The organism is Chryseobacterium sp. II3a (assembly GCF_057815135.1).
The window spans coordinates 12,832-33,516 of record NZ_JBYPZJ010000018.1 but is presented as its reverse complement, the minus strand read 5'-3'; the positions used below and the strand labels follow the sequence as shown (position 1 = coordinate 33,516).

General features: G+C 34.5%; 15 protein-coding genes. 6 read left to right on the top strand and 9 right to left on the bottom strand.

What is annotated here, in order from left to right; all coding sequences use genetic code 11:
- Window positions 1-65: 65 nt before the first annotated feature.
- Window positions 66-1,100, bottom strand: coding sequence for an IS110 family RNA-guided transposase (locus AC3HD6_RS23565; protein ID WP_488896434.1), 1,035 nt, complete (start codon window positions 1,098-1,100; stop codon window positions 66-68).
- A gap of 688 nt (window positions 1,101-1,788) precedes the next feature.
- Between AC3HD6_RS23565 and AC3HD6_RS23560 the strand changes: the two genes are divergently transcribed.
- Together AC3HD6_RS23560 and AC3HD6_RS23555 are read left to right on the top strand one after the other, a co-directional pair.
- Window positions 1,789-2,763, top strand: a complete 975-nt coding sequence (locus tag AC3HD6_RS23560; protein WP_045500886.1) for a deoxyhypusine synthase family protein — start codon at window positions 1,789-1,791, stop codon at window positions 2,761-2,763.
- A 710-nt stretch (window positions 2,764-3,473) separates the two neighbouring features.
- On the top strand, window positions 3,474-3,770 hold the full coding sequence (locus tag AC3HD6_RS23555; RefSeq protein ID WP_488898536.1) for an MGMT family protein: 297 nt from the start codon (window positions 3,474-3,476) through the stop codon (window positions 3,768-3,770).
- Window positions 3,771-3,957: 187 nt separating this feature from the next.
- On the opposite strand, the gene AC3HD6_RS23550 is transcribed toward AC3HD6_RS23555, so the two are convergent.
- Both AC3HD6_RS23550 and htpG read right to left on the bottom strand, forming a co-directional pair.
- Window positions 3,958-4,356 carry a helix-turn-helix transcriptional regulator gene (locus tag AC3HD6_RS23550; RefSeq protein ID WP_488898535.1) on the bottom strand — a complete coding sequence of 133 codons (399 nt, stop codon included), beginning with the start codon at window positions 4,354-4,356 and terminating at the stop codon, window positions 3,958-3,960.
- Window positions 4,357-4,787: 431 nt separating this feature from the next.
- Window positions 4,788-6,680 (bottom strand): molecular chaperone HtpG, encoded by a 1,893-nt coding sequence (htpG, locus tag AC3HD6_RS23545; protein WP_488898534.1) that lies wholly within the window; start codon window positions 6,678-6,680, stop codon window positions 4,788-4,790.
- A 155-nt stretch (window positions 6,681-6,835) separates the two neighbouring features.
- On the opposite strand from htpG, the gene AC3HD6_RS23540 reads away from it, so the two are divergent.
- Together AC3HD6_RS23540 and AC3HD6_RS23535 are read left to right on the top strand one after the other, a co-directional pair.
- Complete coding sequence (locus AC3HD6_RS23540; RefSeq protein ID WP_488898533.1) at window positions 6,836-9,718, top strand: alpha/beta hydrolase family protein; 2,883 nt, start codon at window positions 6,836-6,838, stop codon at window positions 9,716-9,718.
- A gap of 152 nt (window positions 9,719-9,870) precedes the next feature.
- Window positions 9,871-11,331, top strand: coding sequence for a hypothetical protein (locus AC3HD6_RS23535; protein WP_488898532.1), 1,461 nt, complete (start codon window positions 9,871-9,873; stop codon window positions 11,329-11,331).
- 58 nt (window positions 11,332-11,389) lie between these two features.
- Here the strand turns inward: AC3HD6_RS23535 and recA are convergent, their stop codons facing one another.
- Window positions 11,390-12,391, bottom strand: coding sequence for a recombinase RecA (gene recA, locus AC3HD6_RS23530; protein WP_068944644.1), 1,002 nt, complete (start codon window positions 12,389-12,391; stop codon window positions 11,390-11,392).
- Window positions 12,392-12,699: 308 nt separating this feature from the next.
- On the opposite strand from recA, the gene AC3HD6_RS23525 reads away from it, so the two are divergent.
- Window positions 12,700-13,908 (top strand): hypothetical protein, encoded by a 1,209-nt coding sequence (locus AC3HD6_RS23525; RefSeq protein WP_488898531.1) that lies wholly within the window; start codon window positions 12,700-12,702, stop codon window positions 13,906-13,908.
- Window positions 13,909-13,987: 79 nt separating this feature from the next.
- On the opposite strand, the gene AC3HD6_RS23520 is transcribed toward AC3HD6_RS23525, so the two are convergent.
- Both AC3HD6_RS23520 and AC3HD6_RS23515 read right to left on the bottom strand, forming a co-directional pair.
- Complete coding sequence (locus tag AC3HD6_RS23520) at window positions 13,988-15,172, bottom strand: oxygenase MpaB family protein (protein WP_488898530.1); 1,185 nt, start codon at window positions 15,170-15,172, stop codon at window positions 13,988-13,990.
- Between the two features lie 81 nt (window positions 15,173-15,253).
- A complete protein-coding gene (locus AC3HD6_RS23515) occupies window positions 15,254-16,051 on the bottom strand; it encodes a response regulator transcription factor (RefSeq protein ID WP_488898529.1) in 798 nt (265 codons plus the stop codon).
- A gap of 201 nt (window positions 16,052-16,252) precedes the next feature.
- On the opposite strand from AC3HD6_RS23515, the gene AC3HD6_RS23510 reads away from it, so the two are divergent.
- On the top strand, window positions 16,253-17,392 hold the full coding sequence (locus tag AC3HD6_RS23510; RefSeq protein WP_488898528.1) for a hypothetical protein: 1,140 nt from the start codon (window positions 16,253-16,255) through the stop codon (window positions 17,390-17,392).
- A 64-nt stretch (window positions 17,393-17,456) separates the two neighbouring features.
- Here AC3HD6_RS23510 and gap read toward each other — a convergent pair whose 3' ends face one another.
- The 3 genes from gap to AC3HD6_RS23495 form a co-directional block, all read right to left on the bottom strand.
- On the bottom strand, window positions 17,457-18,461 hold the full coding sequence (gap, locus tag AC3HD6_RS23505; protein ID WP_066697221.1) for a type I glyceraldehyde-3-phosphate dehydrogenase: 1,005 nt from the start codon (window positions 18,459-18,461) through the stop codon (window positions 17,457-17,459).
- A gap of 33 nt (window positions 18,462-18,494) precedes the next feature.
- Entirely contained in the window at window positions 18,495-19,481 is a 987-nt protein-coding gene (gene pfkA / locus AC3HD6_RS23500; protein WP_488898527.1) for a 6-phosphofructokinase, read from the bottom strand.
- A gap of 83 nt (window positions 19,482-19,564) precedes the next feature.
- Window positions 19,565-20,437 (bottom strand): DUF4846 domain-containing protein, encoded by an 873-nt coding sequence (locus tag AC3HD6_RS23495; RefSeq protein ID WP_488898526.1) that lies wholly within the window; start codon window positions 20,435-20,437, stop codon window positions 19,565-19,567.
- Between the last annotated feature and the right edge of the window lie 248 nt (window positions 20,438-20,685).

The window sequence follows — 20,685 nt, the reverse complement described above, 5'->3', positions numbered from 1 at the left end:
ATAATATTTATATTTTTTTGTAAATTTGTTTTTTAAGTCGGCCTAGAGCTAGACTCTGTAGCGTGCTATACTATCTCAGTTTTCACGCTATTTTTTGATTTATATTTACCGTCATAAACGGTTTCATTTTTAAAAAGAATATAGATCAATTCTAATATTTTTCTTTGGATTGCTACTAAAGCCTTCATTTTTATTCCATGTTTTGAAGTGAGTCTTATATAAACTTCTTTGAAGTTATCATCCCACTTCACAATTGTTAAAGCCGGCAAAAACAAACATTTCCTTAACATTCTATTTCCTTTTTTTGATATCCGTGATTTACCTTTTACCGACGTTCCAGATTGTTTTTCTCTAACATCTAACCCTGCATAACTTGATAATTGAGACTTGTTTCTAATCAGTTCAAAGCCATTGGTCTCTCCCAAAACAGTAACCGCAGTTAAAACACCAACTCCCGGTATTGTTGTAAGTCGTTCTATCAATTGTTTTATCACAGGATTAGTATTGATAATACTATCGATATCTTTCTTTATTGCTTTTTCTTGAGCATTGAGCAAATTCATACGAGCTTGCATTCTTTCTATACTTTTTAAATGAGGAGAAGCTTGAATAGTTTCTGCATGAAGCTGATTTTTTATCACATTCCGCTCCTGAACAATTTGATCACGCTCTCTGGTAAGCTGTTGCAGCTCATTATAAGTCTGATCAGGTTTTTTCCAGTGATTTAATTTTCTTTCAAGACCGAACTGAGTAATAGCCTGAGAACAACTTTTATCAGTTATCGTTTTTATATCAAGAGTTCTTAGGTAGCTACTTATTTTATTGGGCAAAACGATATAGACCTTTTTATTATTCTCAGCAAGATAATAAGCGAACTTCTGATGATAAACCCCTGTGGCTTCCATAACATAGTGAATTTCCTGATCTTCAACACTTTGTTTTTCAATCCAATTAATCAATAATGGGATTCCAACATCTGTGTTTTTAAATACCTTATAAGCTAGAAATTTTATAGTTTGATCTTCATATAGACAACCTAAAGTAACTACTAATTCTTTTTGAGACACATCTATACCGGCTACTTGTTTTAATACTTTCATCTTTTATTGCTTTTTAAGTGAGATATCTTCCTTCGTCTTTTCTCCTGATTGGATATTCTGGATATTAAATGGGGTTTTTAATTCCTTACATTCTGCTCTGACTCTAAAAGATAAAAAAAGAATGAGGTCGTTTCTTGCGCCGAATATGTTTCTTTGAACTATTGGATTTTTATTCAACTCTCATTCTTATTCACTTTATGGCTAAGATAATATTTGAGATAAAGCAAATTATAACTTATACAAACATAGGAGGATTTTATCTACGATAAAATTATACGCTGTTGAATTATAGTTACGAATGCACGAATTTTTTATTGAGGCGCATAGATGAGTGTAATATTATGTGCCTATATGGTGAAAGATTTTAAACCACATATGCACATAGATTTTAGAGAAGATAAGGAGTTGTTGGATTTAATATAAAAAGCATTTATAAAAGAAATTCGTGCATTCGTGGCTAAAAATAAGCATTATTTTTGCTGAAGATCTTTGATCTTCTTGCGCCTTAAAATATACATACTCCTGATAAGGCCTTTGCGCCTTCGCGTTTATCCAATAAAATATACCCTAGTACAAGTTTTAGCCTGATTATTTAACAAATGATAAAAAAGCATCTTGTGATGAGACTTTCTTCGAGCGCTTGGGCTGCATTCCGTTTTTAAGTTTTATCTTTGCAAAAATTAAAAAAATGAGCAAACCGATAACTGAATTCATAGAAAAGTATTACCTGCACTTCAACGCAGCTGCATTGGTGGATGCTTCTAAAGGATATGTTGCACATCTTAAAGATGGCGGAAAAATGATGATTACTTTAGCAGGAGCAATGTCTACTGCTGAATTAGGGAAAATCCTTGCTGAAATGATCCGTCAGGGTAAAGTAGACTTTATCTCTTGTACAGGAGCTAACCTTGAAGAAGATTTAATGAATCTTGTAGCACACTCTCACTATGAAAGAGTTCCTCATTACAGAGATTTAACTGCTCAGGATGAGTGGGATCTTTTAGAAAGAGGTCTGAACAGAGTTACAGATACTTGTATCCCTGAAGAAGAAGCTTTCAGAAGATTACAAAAGCACATCGTGGAAATCTGGAAAGATGCTGAAGCTAAAGGAGAAAGATATTTCCCTCATGAATTCATGTATAAAATGATCCTTTCAGGAGTATTGGAGCAGTATTATGAAATCCCTAGAGAAAACTCTTGGATGATTGCTGCTGCAGAAGCAAACTTACCAATCGTAGTTCCAGGATGGGAAGATTCTACAATGGGTAACATCTTCGCTTCTTACTGTATCAAAGGTGAGCTTAAGGCTACTACAATGAAATCAGGGATCGAATACATGACTTATCTTGCAGATTGGTATACTAAAAACTCAGCAGGAAAAGGAGTTGGATTCTTCCAGATTGGTGGAGGTATCGCAGGAGATTTCCCTATCTGTGTAGTACCAATGCTTTATCAGGATATGGAGATGCATGACATTCCGTTCTGGTCTTACTTCTGCCAGATTTCTGATTCTACTACTTCTTACGGTTCTTATTCAGGAGCTGTTCCAAATGAGAAAATCACCTGGGGTAAATTGGATATCACTACACCGAAATTTATCGTTGAAAGTGATGCAACAATCTGTGCACCACTAATGTTCTCTTATATTTTAGAGAATGCTTAAGAAATAAACTCTTTACGAGATTACAATAAATAGTAGCGCTTCAATTTTTTTGAGCGCTTTTTTTATTCAAACCTCTGATGCTCTTTTTTTAGCTCTCGCAGATTCTTTATAGAGAGTATAGTATGTTGGAAATCGCAAAGGCGCAAATTATTTTACATATATGATGTCTTAAGGCGCAAAGATTTTATCTGCGATAAAATTATATACCGCTGAAGACTGCCACTAATTCACGAATAAATTAGATATGTTTATTTGTGCGTAAAAAATATTATTCGTGAATTAGTGGCAGAAAAATAGGTGTAAAACTTGCTGAAGATCTGTGATCTTCTTGAGCCTTAAAATATGAATAATACTAATTAAAAAGCTTGACGCCTTTGTGATTTCCAACAAATCTGCGTAATCATCAAAATCTGTGAGCCAATATTTAAGCATCATTGGAGTCTGTGAAAATCTTTGTTATTCGCTGGAAAATAAAAGTCAATCCAAAGAATTAACCAAGACAAAATAACGGTAAGCTAAAATTCCCTTTTCTATTTTCGTAAGCCTGTTTGGATCCTTCTTACTCAGCTTCGGAAGAACCTTTTTATTGATTACATTCAGTAAACTGAAAAATGATTTTTCATATCTTTATCTTTTAATGAAACATCATTGATGCTATAGGAGTTCAAAAATGATGCAAAAATTAAATATTCCTCTCAAGATCTGAAGATATGGATGAAATTTTCAAACAACAGGTATATGAAGTAGCGAGGCTTATCCCCAAGGGAAGAGTTTCTACATATGGTGCTATAGCGAAAGCTGTAGGGTATCCTAATCACTCCCGCCATGTCGGAAAAGCGATGGGTGGCTGTCCTGAAGATGTTCCTGCACATCGTGTCATTTCCAGTTCAGGAACATTATCTGTTCCGGAGTTCCAGAAGAAATTGGAAGCTGAAGGGGTTACTATGGAAAACTTAAGAATAAAAGGGTTTAGAAAACTGTTCTGGGATCCTATGAATGAATTATAGCTATTCGTGAAATTTTTTCAATAAATATAAATTCGCGCATTCGTAGCAAAAAAGTAAGTGTTTTTGAAAACTTTACGTTAAAATAATTCCCACAGATTACGCAGATCTCACAGATTTCTAAATAAAAAATATCACCCATACCATTGGTACGAGTGATACAAATATTTTGCAGCCTAAAACTGTATTATTATTTCTTTGCTCTTGTTGAAGGTGGTTGAGGGCTTTTTAATTCTTCTTTAAGCCTTGCATTTTCTTCTTTTAATAAGGCAATATATCCCTGTAGATTTTCAACAATTGACCCTGGTATATTATTATATTGATGTTGAGTATTAATTGCACCTGCAGATTGGTCATTAAATACAGGATGATCATTATTAACAACTACAGCAGCTGTTTCTTCTTCATAAATATCTTCAACTGGTACTTCTAAGAAACGCGCAAGTTTGTCCCATTCATCCTGAATGATTCTTACATCACCGCTTTCTTTTCTGCTATAGTTTGATACATCCGTAGCGATGTAATCAGCTACTTGCTGCTGAGTATAGCCTTTTTGCTTTCTGATGAGACGTAATTTTTCTTTTTGCATGACCGACATTTTATACAAAAATGGCAAAAAAGCACAATGTATACAATAAAAAACAGGAAAAAATGCTGATGAATTTTCACTATTGAGAGAAGAGGGACCGCAAAAGAAACAAAAGCTTTGTGATGAACAATATCTTTAGCAAGAATAACGTATATGTTTTAGCCACGAATACACGAATTTTTTATTGAAGCTCATGTATGAAGTATTATAATCTATGTGTCTATGGTGTTTAAAATTTTTCACTACATACGTGCATAGGGTATAAGTGTAATTAAAATTATTCGTGGCTATTATTCTATAGTGTACAATTTTATCGTAGATAAAATCCTTGCGCCTTAGAACATTATGCATTAATAAAAAAATTGCGCCTTAGCGTTTTCCAACATTTAATACAAAAAAAGACTGCTTCATTCGAAACAGTCTTCTATAATTTATTTTTCAAGTTGCTTATAGCTTCTTTGTATAAAATCTGTAAGGTCCTTTCCTTTCAGCAGATTTTGAGATAATTTGGCCAAATCCAAAGCATATTTGATTAAGTTTTCCTTTTCTTCGGCATTCTCAGTTTTTAAAATCTGATTAGAAAGTTCACTGTTTGAGTTTACAACGAGGTTGTACATTTCCGGGAAGCCACCCATTCCAAACATACCACCGCCGCCGGTTGCCTGCATTTCTTTCATTCTCCTCATAAACTCAGGCTGAGTAATGGTAAATGGAGCATCACTGCTGTCAAGATCTTCAAGTTGAACGGTGAATTTAGAATCCTGAATGGCTTCTTCTACGTTCTTTTTTAAAGACTCTTTTTCAGTTTCATTTAGTTTTGAAATAACGGGCTCATCTTTCTTGATAAGGTTGTTGATGTGATCTGCATCTACTCTTGCAAAAGAAATATTTTCCTTTGTAGTTTCAAGCTTCTGGATAACGTGTGAAATGATTGGAGAATCTAATAACAGAACTTCATACCCTTTATCTTTTGCAGATTGAATATAGCTATGCTGCTCATCGGCATTGGTTGCATAAAGAACTACAAGCTTGTTGTCTTTATCCGTTTGTGTAGGAGTGATTTTATCAACCAACTCATTCCAAAGGAAGAATTTTCCATCAGTTGTTGGGTATAAAGTGAATTTATCAGCTTTTTCAGCAAATTTCTCTTCTGTAACAACCCCGTATTCTATGACTACTTTAATATCATTCCATTTTTGTTCGTAATCTTCACGGTTTTCATTGATTAAAGAAGCCATTTTATCTGCTACTTTTTTCGTGATATAAGAAGAGATTTTCTTTACAGCGCCATCAGCCTGAAGATAAGAACGGGATACATTCAACGGAATATCCGGAGAATCAATTACTCCTCTTAAAAGCATTAGGAAATCCGGAACGATACCTTTTACCTCATCTGTTACAAATACTTGGTTTTGGTATAGCTGAATTTTATCCTTATCAATATTTAAGTTGTTGCTTAATTTAGGGAAGAATAAAACCCCTGTAAGATTGAAAGGATAATCTACGTTCAGGTGAATGTGAAATAAAGGTTCTTCAAACTGCATTGGATACAGTTCGTGGTAGAATTTCATATAATCCTCATTGGTAAGATCACTTGGAGCGATCGTCCATGCTGGAGTAGGGTTGTTGATGATATTATCCACTTCCTCAGTTTCAGCAACTGCATCTTCAGGAGCATCTTCCGGTAAAGGAAGGGTGTGTGTTTTTGTTCCGAATTTAATAGGAACAGGCATAAATTTGTTATACTTTAATAACAGTTCACGGATTTTTCCTTCTTCTAAAAACTCTACAGAATCTTCTGCAATGTGAAGAATGATTTCAGTTCCTCTATCTGTCTTGTCAGTTGTTTCTTCAAGAGTAAACTCAGGGCTTCCGTCACAGATCCATCTTACAGCTGGTTCATCTTTGTAAGATTTTGTAAGAATTTCTACTTTTTCAGCTACCATAAAGGCAGAGTAAAATCCAAGACCAAAGTGGCCAATAATTCCTGAATCCTTTGCCGTATCTTTATATTTCTCTAAAAACTCTTCAGCTCCTGAAAAAGCAACCTGGTTGATGTATTTTTCAACCTCTTCACCGGTCATCCCAATACCTTGGTCTATGATACGTAAAGTTTTTTGTTCTTTATCAATTTTAACCTCAAGCTTAGGATTTCCATATTCTACTTTTGCTTCACCAATACTTGTCAGGTGCTTAAGCTTCAAAGTAGCATCTGTAGCATTAGAAATCAGCTCTCTTAAGAATATTTCGTGGTCACTATAAAGAAACTTTTTAATAAGTGGGAAAATATTTTCCACCGATACATTAATATTTCCTTTCGTCATAATATTTTAGATTTTTTAATTTTCAAATCTTTCTCAAAAAAAATACCATTGGGCAGAAAGTGACAGAATGACATTTTTTCGATAGTTATAAACGGGAAGTTATGAGGATTTGTCAAAGAAATATCCTATTTTTAGTCCTTAAAAATTTTTTAAAAATGAAGATGAAATGTACAGTTTTTCTTCTGCTCATGATGGCCTGTTGCCTGTATGGACAGAAGAAGCCTTTAGATCATTCTGTTTATGACAGCTGGCAAAATCTAGGCATGAGAAAAATCTCAAATGATGGAAAATGGATCGCCTATTCTGTAGATCCTCAGGAAGGAAATTCTAACCTTTTTTTATATTCCGTTAAAAATAAAACTTCAAAGACATTTGCAAGAGGAACCAAAGTAGATTTTACGAATGATTCCCGATTTGCTGTTTTTCAAATCCGCCCGCAGTATAAAGATATAAAAGCGGTAAAGGATAAAAAGCTTAAAAAAAATAAATTAACAAAAGACAGTCTTGCCATTGTTGATGTTTTGAATGGGCAAACGGAAAAAATTCCTAATGTAAAAACATTTAAAATTCCTGAAAGAGAAGGTTCTTACGTTGCTTACCTTTTGGAAGATATAAAAGATAAATCTGCAGATAAGGATGACAATGATGAAAATAAAGAAGAAGATAAAAACGTAAAACCTCTACAGTTGGTTGTACGCAATCTTCTAGATGGAAAAAGTACGACATATGATAATGTAATTCGTTATGAGTTCAGTAAAAATGGAAAGCAGCTTGCTTTTGTAACCAAGAAGCCGGACGAAAAAAAGGATAAGAAAGAAGGAAAAGATTCTGATGATGAAAAATCTTCGGATAAAAAAGATACTGACAAATCTAAACCAAAGAAATATGCTCTTGAAACTGTACAGGTAGTAGACTTACAGAAAGGAACTGTTACTAAAATTTCAGAAATGGAAGGTGATTTTTCACAGTTATCTTTTGACGAAAGTGGAAACCAGTTAGCTTATGTGGGAACCTCTTCTGCTCAAAATGATCTGGTAAAACTGTACAATTTGTATTACTTTAATTTTAAAGGAAATAAAAATGAAATCATAACCAATGAAAATACCCAAATGAAAAAGAATTGGGTAGTTTCAGAAAACCGTTTGCCACTGTTCAGTAAAAACGGAAAGCAACTGTATTTTGGGGTAGCTCCAAGACCTATTGCAAAAGATACTGCGATGATTGTCAACGATCATGCTGTAGTGGATATCTGGAATTACAGAGATGATTATTTACAAACCGTACAGCTAAAAGAATTGAAAAATGATCTGAAAAAATCTTATGCTGCAGTCATGCAAACGGAGAAACCTGATTTCTTTAGAACTATTGATGGTGAAGATTTAGATACTTTACGAGTTGTAAATGAAGGAAATGCTGATTTTGCATTGGGAGTTACCAGTTTGAATAACCGTATTTCTTCACAATGGGAAGGTGCAACAAAGAAGACTTATTTCCTGATTGATAATAAAACTGGAGAGAGAACAGAGGTTATTAAAAATCTGGATGGTTCAGTTGCCGTGTCTCCATTGGGAAACTTTGTTGTGATTTTTGACAGAGAAAAGGGACGCTGGCTGAGCTATAATGTTAAAACGAAACAAACACTTCCTCTTAGTAGTACATTGCCTGTTTCTTTTGTAGATGAAGAGTTTGATATGCCGGATTTTCCATACTCTTATGGGATTGCATCCTGGACGGATAAGGATGAATCTGTGATTATCAGAGATCGTTATGATCTATGGGAGTTTTTCCTGAATGGTTCGAAAAAACCAAGAAATATCACGAATGGGTATGGACGAAAAAATAAAATAACCTTTGATACTTATGATTTAGATAAAGATATTAAAAGCTTAAACCGAAAGTCAGCCATTTATTTATCAGCATTCGATAATACTTCCAAAGCAAACGGAATTTTTAAAACCTCTATTCAGTCGAATGCGGATCCTGTAAAAATTCAAATGGAAGATGTTTGGGGATATAGAAGCCTTCAGAAAGCAAAAAATGCAGAAGAATATATTATAGTAAAGGAATCGTATACAAATTCACCTAATATTTTTACGACCTCAGATTTCTCAAAACAAGAAAAATTAAGCAATACCAATCCACAGCAAGAACTTTATAATTGGGGGACAGATGAATTGGTCAACTGGACAACACCAAAAGGAAATACCTCTACAGGAGTTTTATTCAAGCCGGAAAATTTCGATCCGAACAAAAAGTATCCTATGATTGTCTATTTCTATGAAAAGCTTTCGGATAATCTGAACCGTTATGTGGCTCCTTCACCAACACCTTCAAGATTGAATATTTCTTATTTTGTAAGCAACGGATATTTGGTTTTCACTCCTGATATTTCTTATAAAGACGGTTTCCCTGGAGAATCTGCGATGGAATATATTAATTCAGGAGTTGAAAAACTAAAGCAAAACTCTTGGGTTGATGGGACTAAAATCGGAATCCAGGGACAAAGCTGGGGCGGTTACCAGGTAGCTTATCTTATTACCCATACGGATATGTATGCAGCAGCCTGGACGGGTGCTCCTGTTGTGAATATGACTTCTGCTTATGGTGGAATCCGATGGGGTACTGGGATGAACAGACAATTCCAGTATGAAAAATCGCAGAGTAGATTAGGAAAGAATCTATGGGAAGCGCCGGATCTTTATATTAAGAATTCACCGCTTTTTGCCATTGATAAAGTAAAAACTCCGGTGGCCATTATGAGTAACGATCAGGATGGTGCAGTGCCATGGTATCAGGGAATTGAAATGTTTACTGCATTACGCCGTCTCGGAAAACCTGCATGGCTTCTGAATTATAATGGTGATGATCACAACCTTATCAAGCGCCAGAACAGAAAAGATATTCAAATTCGCGAACAGCAGTTTTTTGATCATTATCTCAAAGGGGCAAAAGCTCCGGTCTGGATGACCAAAGGGATTCCAGCCACCCAAAAAGGAAAAGATTGGGGATTTGAGCTAACGGATGATAAGCCTAACTAATAAAAACTCGGCGGAGCCACAGGCTCCGCCGAGTTTTTATTTTAAATGTATCCCAGAAAAATTTGCAAATACTAAACTGACACAATGGCATTTTTTTTATGATGGGCCTATTGCGAGCTTTTATTATATTTACCGCCAATTTTAACAACAATATGGGAATCTTTGATTTTTTTAAGAAGAAAGACAACAGACAGGAAAATGTCAGTGCTCCGGTTCAGCAGCAAGAAATGCCAGAGGAGAAAGTAGTAGAACAGATCGTGGAAGGAGGAGAGGTAGAAACAATACCGGAAACAGTATTAGAAATGCCTGTACAGCCACAACCTGTGGAAGAGAAAAAGGTAAATGAATTATATGAAAAGATCAAGATTTATGGTGATTATATCGTGTATTCTATTGCGCTTCAATTAAGAGGAGACTTTGCTCCTATCTCAGCATTTGAAAAAGAGAGTGGGGAAGTAGAAGGATTCGCTTATATGATTACAGATCCTACTTATGGGCTTTCACCGCAGGTAGTCTTGAGTAATATGAAAGAAAAGTTTGAAAGTGAGTTGAAAGAAGGAAAAATCAAGTCATATGCTATTCTTTATCATTCTCAGTTCAATAATGATGGGAATCATGCATTAGCCGTTAATCCGGAAGATCTAAAAGCTATTACTCTTTCTTATCATTTTAGTGATGGTGAAGAAGGGAATATTGCATTGCCTTACACTTTCGAGAATGAGAATGTTACTTTCAAAGGTTTTGCTGAGTTCTCTCATGAAGAAAATAATGAGATCATGAATAATCAGCTGGTAGATGGGAAGGATTATTTTCCAAACAGAGAGGAGATTAAAAGCCCTGAAGCTGTCAATGAGGCTGGAATCATTATGAAGAAATCAAATGTTCATTCTCTTGCCAATATGTGGGGCGGAATTTTTGGCTTTCAAAATTTCCAGACTCAGGAAAAATTTTCACAATATCTGATGGAAACGATGGCTTTATGCAGAGTAGATGAAATACCCGCAGAGGAAAAGGCTAAGCATACTGAATTTAAGGATGTAACATTCAGAACTATTATTTCTGATGATTTTAATACCATTTATCCTGAAGTAAAAACTGATTTCTCTCTTGATTTTGAGACCAAAGAAATTCGTGAATGGGAAAATGTGGATAACAATGAAGCTATTGTAGGCGGGGTGGCCAGAGATACTTTTGGACTTTGGTTCTTTCCTACAGATTATGTAGAAAACAAAAACCAATATCTGACGCAGAATAAACTGAATATTAATGTTAGCGGAATCATTTTCGTACTAGATCTTCATCAGAGCTTTGATTTACCGGATGGAACCAAAACAGATGAGGAATTTACAGCTTATAAGCCAAGCCAGGATCTTCCTGATTATGGATGCATCGACTTTATTGGTAAGGTACTTGAAATTAAGGAGACTGAAGTATTGGAGGATGGCAGTGTGACAGGATTTATCCTGAAATTAAGACTGATCACCAATGCAGAAGTCGAAGATTTCTTCACAGTGGATGCTTTTGTGAACAAAGAAAATATCAGATTTGAAAACCTTACAGTAGGAATGCAGGTTGCAGGTGCAATGCAGGTGCAGGGAAAAATTGTAGGATAGTAAATATTGGGATACAATAAAAAAACGGTCTGATTATATTCAGACCGTTTTTTATTTATTATTTGTTTTTCAACTCTTCTTTGATCTTGTTTTCCAATTCCTCGGCAAGTTCAGGATTGTCTTTTAAAACATCTTTTACTGCATCACGTCCCTGGCCTAATTTAGACTCTTCGTAGCTGAACCAAGAACCGCTTTTTTTCACAATTCCCATATCAACTGCTGTATCAAGAATTTCTCCCACTTTAGAAACTCCTTCACCATACATAATGTCGAATTCTGCTTGTTTGAAAGGTGGAGCTACTTTATTTTTCACAATCTTCACTTTCACACGGCTTCCGATCGCTTCGTCACCTTGTTTGATCGGAGCACTTGCTTTTCTGATATCAATTCTTACAGAAGCGTAAAATTTAAGAGCATTACCACCGGTAGTTGTTTCAGGGTTTCCGAACATTACACCGATTTTTTCTCTTAACTGGTTGATGAAGATTACAGTACACTTTGTTCTTGAAATTGTAGCGGTTAATTTTCTTAATGCCTGAGACATTAATCTTGCGTGAAGACCCATTTTAGAATCTCCCATTTCACCTTCAATCTCCGCTTTTGGAGTAAGTGCTGCAACAGAGTCAATAACAACAATGTCAATAGCTCCTGAACGGATCAGATTATCAGCAATTTCTAATGCCTGTTCTCCGTTGTCCGGCTGAGAAATGATCAGGTTTTCCAAATCGATTCCTAATTTCGCAGCATAAGTTCTATCGAAAGCGTGCTCAGCATCAATAAATGCCGCAATACCACCTGCTTTTTGAGCTTCAGCAATAGCGTGAAGGGTTAATGTTGTTTTACCTGAAGATTCAGGACCATATATTTCAATGATTCTTCCTTTTGGATATCCTCCTATACCTAATGCGATATCTAATCCTAAAGATCCGGAAGGAATAACCTCTACTGTATTGTCTATAGATTCATCACCTAAAGTCATTACTGTTCCCTTTCCGTATGTTTTATCTAGCTTGTCAAGCACCAATGCGAGTGCTTTTTTCTTATCATCAATGTTACTCATCTCTATTAAAATAATTTCTCAAAAATACATAATTTCTCAATCAAAAACTAATATTATTTCTCTTTGAAACTGGTTTTTAAAGTTAAAAAATGATAAAATTTAAGGGCTGATGTTCTTCATAACGAGATAGATGTGAAAGGTAAGATTAAAGGGTGCTGAAAAAATAAATTCAACATAAGAAAGTTACTGTTGGAAGCTGTAAACGGAACGATGGAAGTTATTTTGACCAGATGATTTCTAGGAGCTTCGTCTTTACAATTCATCCCATATAAAAAAAGCTTATCTTACATTCTTTTAAAGAGCATTCTATGGACAGAAAATTAAAACTATTCCTGATTAAATCTTTTGCTGTATTAGCCTTCATACATTTGGCCTATTTTATTTACGGATATGTGAAGTTTAAAGGCCTTAGGGATATTAATATTTATACAGAGTTTTACAGATTCAAATTTTATGATGATGTCTCCATTTCTCACGTTTTCGTAACCGATCTTTTTTTGTTTTTCTTTGTTATTTTTCTCCTTAGAAATCATGCTAAAAAAAGTACAGGTCTTTCCCAGAAATTGGGAATGGGTGTTATACTTCTATTAGTGTCCTTTTTTTCTTTGACCTTTTTCATCAGCTATAGTTTTGGATTCAATGCAAAGCTAAGAACGGATTTGCCTGAAAAGGATCTTAATAAAGATAAAACACTGCTGAATGTCTTACAACCTTTTTTATACAACTATACTTCCTATAGCTCGGAGTCGCTGTTTAATCCCGAAAATATTTTATATCCCAAACCTTACCCTGTGATTGAACAGAGAGATACGGTGTATTATGATCCAGATAATAAGGAGTATTTCTCAACAGAATCTACTTATTATAGTATTGATACTCTAAAAATGCTGAGTACTTATCATAAAAAATTAAGCAGCAAAGCTGAAGGGATACTCGATATTCTTGGTTTTGATGATAAGGAACTGGAAAAAAGGATTATTTCCAAAAAAGAAATAGGGGACAGTACTGAAATTATATTTAAGGGAATAGAGGTAAATCCTGATTATGATGAAAAAATGTGTATTTTTCTTGAAAACAAGTTTCTGTTTTTTCCATTGCATAAAATCCCAGAACAGCAGCAGCAGTATCAAAACGCAGTTAAAAGATATAATCTACTTTACCAATACAGCCAGGATTCACTGCTAACCTCGTTTCACAAACTGGATGTCCTTTTTAAAAAGTATGATATAGAAACGCAGATCGTTCCGAAAGATCTGACTAAAGATGTCTTTTATTACCGGGATCATCGCCAGGAGCCTCTGAATGCAATACGAAATACTTATGAAAGAAAGGACTTAAGGGATAAATTTGCAACCCTTGACCGTTTGTTCTACAAACCGAATTATCTTCATCCTTCCATCAGTGAGATCTTTTTCAGTGCTGTTATTGGTGTCTGGTTTATTTTATTTTTATTGTATCTGATCTGGAATTTCACTAGAAAAAATCGTTCTTTAGATAGCATTAAGAGAAATGAATAGAGATAAACTTACATTTTTTTCCAACTATATTGAGCATATCAATAATGACGAGCTTCTTATTTTCTTGAAAAATGGAGTTTTAATGAAAATTTGAATTTTTAGTGATATTCAGATAGTCTTTCAATACTTTCATCTGGTCTTTATTTCCTCTCTTTATCCTTGAATCCCGGCTTACGAGACGATCATAAATTCTATTGAAAAGTATTTTTGATTTTGGAAATAACATTTTATTAGAAACTTCAGGAATCTGTAGTCTTTTGCAAACTTCATCATCCAGCAGAAACCAGGTACAGCAGATGTGAAGATATCTTAGATTTTTCCTTTGAAATTCAAATTTTAAAATAGGGTTTTCTAATGATTCATCCAATAATGAATGAGCTAGTAGAACAGAATCTTTATCTGATGGTGGCTGAATGGAAGTCCATAAATAAAAATACTCCGTAGCCTGCTTTTTGTCATTGGGAAGAAGCTGTTCGGGGATTCCAAGAAGGTATCCTACATATTTCCACAAGTGAAAAATGCCCTGTTCTTCTTCAATGGAAAAAGTATTTCCTAGTTTTTGAAGACTATGAAGAAAAACCAGACTGAAACCAATATAGGTGGCCATCATATCCCAGGAATTGATAGGTTCACCCCAGTTTTCAGTATCCCATTCTTGATAATGTTTTTTAATGGAAAGTCTTGCATATGAATGGATCAGACGAGTTTTTATGGCAAATTCATATCCTTTAGCATGAATCTCCAATGCATCATATCGGGTAGCATTTACCCAAAAATCTAAGGTTTCTGAAAGGCGCTTTACAGCTCCTTTTTTTAAAGCTTCTGTAGCAATGAGGGGTTTGTTGAGGTAAGCATAATCATAGCCTCCGATCAGGCAATAATCTCTCAAAGAAATCAAAGAATCGAGGTTACTTCGCATGCAGAGTTCAGCACCGCTTTTTAATAAGTTGTAATCCAGCCACTCCGGAATTTTTTGTGTTTGGGTGAATAGCTTTTTTACACTTTCTGGAACATTCTCATGTTCAGACACGCCGTTTCTGATATACCCTTCAATTTCTCTTGATGCTTCATGGAATTTCTTAGTAAAATAAACTTCTTTTACCACTTCATCTCCGGTTTCATCCACATGATGAAAGAAAGGAGCATATTTTTCAAAATCTTTAAAGCTTACTTCAGCACCGGAAAACTCAATTAATTGTTTTCCGTTCCCGTTTTCCCAAAAGTTTCTGAAATGCGGAGCAGCTTTAAATCGGGGTTGTATCATCGTTCATTCCTTAGATATATAAAAGTACAAGTTTTATGCAGAAGTTTTGTAGTGAGATTTGTCAGGATTTCAATTTAGGTATTATAGATATCCCCATTCAATAGCTTTTTTGACGAGTTCAGAGCTATTTTTACAATCAGATTTTTTGAGAATGTTTTTTCGATGGGTACGAACCGTTTCTTCTGAAATATTGAGCGTATTGGAAATTTTTAGAGCAGAATATCCCTTTGCAATGTAGGTGATGATCTCAACTTCTCTTTTGGTAAAGATAACAGTCACAGGTTCAGGAATCAGATGATATTTTTGCCATTGCATCTGATAGAAATCTTCACGTCCGTTAATTCCTGTGACTAAGACCATGTAAGAATTATGATGGGTAATATGTTCAATATTCGTATGGATATTTACAGCCTGCAGAAGTCTGCCACTTTCATCTTTGTAGGTATGTAAAGCCTGATGGTGAAAAAGTTCATAGTTGCCTTTTGAAGTTCTCATTCTGAAACAATAACTGGTTTTAAGCTCCTGCTGGTAGTCAAAACCGTCAATCTCTTTCATTTTTTCTATGGACATTCTTTCAGCTTCCATGACAAATTCTAAGTCATCAGGATGGATGAGGTCTATGATTTCTTTCAGGTGGGCAGGATATTTATTAAGCCCATGTATTTTCAAAATATCTTCATGATGATTACAAATGGTACTGTCTGCAAAATTAATGACATAATAATAGAATTTACCCGGAGCAAAGATTTCTCCAATAAGGTGTTTAATAGAGGGAATGGGTAATATTCTGTTATTATTCTGGAGAATTTCAGGGTAATCATTCCAGACTTTAATGAGGGGATGCGGTTTTTTTGCGTGAGTCAAATGTTTTTTCTTCATTGGTTAAGGTTTTATTAAAAATAATAAAATTATGTTAAAAAATCACCCTTTTGTGGTATTTCTTATAGCCTCGAAGTATCGTAGCTTTATATGAAACTAATAACCATGGAAGCTCAATTTCTAAACTTTTTTGTTTTCCGGTTGAAGCTTTCTATTCTTCTATACTCTAATCAAAAACTTTAACCTGAAAAACAAATAATCATGAAAACAAAAATTTTATTACTGTTTCTACTCTGGACGGGAGTATCATTTGCTCAAATTCAGAAAGATGAAATATTAAAAGAAGCGGAAGCTAATATTATTAAAAAAGGAAAGGAAATAGATTCAATTAATGAAAAAATAAAAACCTTAAATAAATTATTAGAAAATGCTACTGTTAATATTAATCAAAAAATATCTGGTATAAAGGAAAAATTAGACTTGATTGAGCAATCTCAGATGAAAATGCAAGAAAGAGAAATTGAAATATATCAAAGCAATTTTTTTGCATCTTTGTTCTCTTTGCATAAAATTAATCAGGATATTGATAAGCTAAAGCTAGTTAATTCAACTAAAAAATTTTATAGTAAGTTAAAAGATGTGGAAAATCCAATGAGGTATCCAGAATTTAATACTTGGTTGATAGACTTCAAAAAATATATTGAGAAAAAAAAGAAAAAAGAAGCCAATCTATACCTATTAGATCTAATATTTAAGGAAAATTCTATTGGAGGATTGATAGGAAGTAGCGTACCTTTTCTAAATTCTCTGACCGAAGGAGTTGCTTCATATATTAATACTTTATCAGATGAAAACACAAATGATATTCAAAAAGGGCAAAAGATGTTAGCTTTTATATTAAAATTGGAGAAATTTAGCTATGGAAATATAAATAATAATGAACTTTTATCTGATAATAGATTTATGGAGTTAAAAACATTATATAACGAAATTTTATTATCTCAGTTAACATTAATTGGTGAAAATAAAGATGATTTTCTTGCCAATAGAAGTGGTGATCCAGGGGGTGAAGTCCAATATCTTAAAAGTCTAGAACAAAAGACCAAATCATTTATTGAAGATTTGAAGAAAAAAGATTCAAAAAATTGGAAATCGCATATTAATAAACATCTATATGTAACACAATCTTTCAACACAGATTTTGCTTCACTGCTTTTAAAAATAAAAGAAGAAATGGATGGATATATTAAAATCTTAGATAGTTATAAGAACGATGAAATACTTAAAAACAATATTACCGCAATTAAAAAAGATCTTGAGGATATGAAAAGTGATTTTGAGATAGCATATTTACCCAAACAATACTTGTTGAATGTTAATAAAATGTATTTAACGCCCTAATAAAACAAAAAGCCTTCCCATCGGGAAGGCTTTATATTACTCATTGCTTATCGCTCATTACTCATTATAGAGAAGCTGCGTGTACAAGCATATCAACTAATTTGTTAGAGTAACCCATTTCGTTGTCATACCAAGAAACAAGTTTCACGAAGTTAGGAGAAAGCATGATACCAGCATCTTTGTCGAAGATAGAAGTTCTCTTATCTCCTACGAAGTCCTGAGATACTACAGCCTCTTCAGTATATCCTAGGATACCTTTCAATTCACCTTCAGAAGCAGCTTTGATTACTGCACAGATTTCTTCATAAGAAGCAGCTTTTTCAATTCTTACTGTTAAATCTACTACAGAAACGTCAACAGTTGGTACTCTGAAAGACATACCTGTTAATTTTCCGTTTAATGAAGGAATTACTTTTCCTACTGCTTTAGCAGCACCTGTAGAAGAAGGGATAATATTGTTTAGAGCAGCTCTACCACCTCTCCAGTCTTTCATTGAAGGACCGTCAACAGTTTTCTGAGTAGCTGTTGTAGCGTGTACAGTTGTCATTAAACCTTCTACGATTCCGAAGTTATCGTGGATCACTTTAGCTAAAGGAGCTAAACAGTTTGTAGTACAAGAAGCGTTTGATAAGATTTTGATATCATCAGTAAGTTCCTTGTGGTTTACACCCATTACGAACATTGGAGTATCATCTTTAGAAGGAGCAGAAAGGATTACTTTCTTAGCACCAGCAGTAATGTGTTTTGCAGCACTTTCTTTATCTAGGAATAGACCAGTAGATTCTACTACGTAATCTGCACCAATTTCATCCCACTTTAGGTTACTTGGATCTTTTTCAGCAGTTACTCTGATTTTTTTTCCGTTTACTACAAGATCATTTCCTTCTACAGAAACTTCACCTGGGAAAATACCGTGTACAGAGTCATATTTTAACATGTAAGCCATGTATTCTGCATTGATTAGGTCATTGATTCCTACAACTTCAATGTTGTCTCTTTCAGTCATTGCTCTGAAAACAAGACGTCCAATTCTACCAAAACCGTTGATACCTACTTTAATTGTTGACATAATAGTTTGTTTTTATTAGATTTATAAAAATAATTAGATTGCTAAAATTTCTGAAATCAGCATTAAATCTTTATTGATTTCATTATGTTTTTTAATGGCTTCTTCAATAGGGGTATACACCACATCATTAGAACGCATTCCTGCCATTACATTCGTTTGTCCATCCATTAATCCTACTACTGCACCATATCCCAATCTGCTGGCAAGCACTCTGTCTGCACAGCTAGGAGATCCTCCTCTTTGCATATGTCCCAATACTGCTACACGAATGTCATAATCAGGGAATATTTGCTTTGTTTTTTCTGCCAGTTCATAAACGTTGGCTAGTTTTTCTCCTTCTGCTACTACTACAATACTTGATGCTTTTCCTGTTTTTTCAGCCTTTCTGAATTTTTCAAAAAGATCATCCGTGCTGTCTTTTTTCTCAGGAATTAAGATATCCAAAGCACCTGTTGCCAATCCGCTGTTTAAAGCGATAAATCCAGCATCACGGCCCATTACTTCCACAAAGAAAACCCTGTTGTGGGAAGTTGCTGTATCTCGGATCTTATCAATTGCATCCATGGCAGTATTTAAGGCTGTATCATAACCGATTGTGTTATCCGTCCCAAAAATATCATTGTCGATCGTTCCCGGAATACCGATTACTCTGATTCCAAATTCTTCACTGAAGATCTTTGCTCCCGTAAAAGTTCCGTCTCCACCAATACATACCAATCCGTCGATACCCAGCTTTACACAGTTATCATAAGCCTTCTGACGGCCTTCTTTGGTTCTGAACTCAGTAGATCTGGCAGACTTTAGAATCGTTCCACCTTGGTTGATTATGTTTTTTACGGAACGGGCTCCCATTTTCAGGAAATCATTGCTGATAAGGCCGTTGTAGCCTTCCCTTACTCCGTAGCATTCAATATTATAGTAGTTGGCGGTCCTTACTACCGCTCTTAATGCTGCATTCATACCTGGAGAGTCTCCTCCTGAAGTAAGAACTGCAATCTTTTTTACAGCACTCTCTTTCATCTAGTAAAAAATTTCGAACACAAATTTACAAAAACAAGTTCAGATAATCGTAGTAACTTTTCAATAGTTTTGAATATATAGAATTAAAAGCTTCTGAAGTTTGTCGGTTTAAAAATATACCGTGCGGTTTTGGTCTCAGGAGCATTCACATCAAGATCGTACCATGGCGAAATATTTTTTTGAAAAGGGTTGGATAATAGGTGTATAGATTGAGCAGGAGTGAATCCTTCACCTAACAAAAATAATTTTTTTCCTTCCTTATTTTTGCAGACTCCAGCAATAAAAACTACATGTCCCGGGCTTCCCGGAGTGATCAGAATGTCTCCTGTTTTTAAATCTGAGCTTTTTGTCACCAGTTGAGTTTCCTTATTAAGCGAAATCGTTCCTGCGTAATTAAAGATGAGATCCAGATAATTTCTGAAACCCTGATAAGAATCATCAAAACCTGCCGTTTTTCTAAAACTTACAGCATTACCATTCACGAAAGCTCTCGTTCCATTTTTATAATCATTCCAGGTGAGAAGATGACCACTGGTAAAATGAAACTTAATAGCATCTGTCTTTTTTATTTTGTATAAATATTCAGCTCTCAAACGAATCACGGCATCCGCACACTGTTGAAGATCCTTATTTCCGATATCAATATCAAAAACGGCTTCATGAAGATGCTGGGTGGAAATAGGAGAACCATCATATCTTACAATCTGGCTTCCATAAGGTTTCAGTTTAAAGTTTTCTATGAAATAGCCAAAAGAATCAGGCTTTTCTTCCTCCCATTGATAATCTTTGGGTGGAGAAAATCTTTCTCTGACTGTATTTTTGTTCTTATTGATTTGTACCGAACTTACAGGCATTAAATCTTCATTTTCCTGAGCAGGAATATTTGATGTTTTTTTATCCTGAGTACAACCCAATATAATTAAGGCTATTATCCCTCCTGAAATAATTTTTTTCATAGTCATTTGATTCGTTTACAAATATGGGACTTTTTGTGATATGCTGAAATACTGAGACTAAGCTTTTATTTGCTAAGAATGCACAATTTTTTTATGCTATAATATTAATTCCGACTTTAAGATTTATAAATGATATACTATTCTATGTGTCTGTAGTGAAAATTATTAAAACCACATAGATTTTAATTGAACAGAGCTATTCGAGAATTCATGGTTATATTTAGCAATTTGCAATTGTATCACAGATA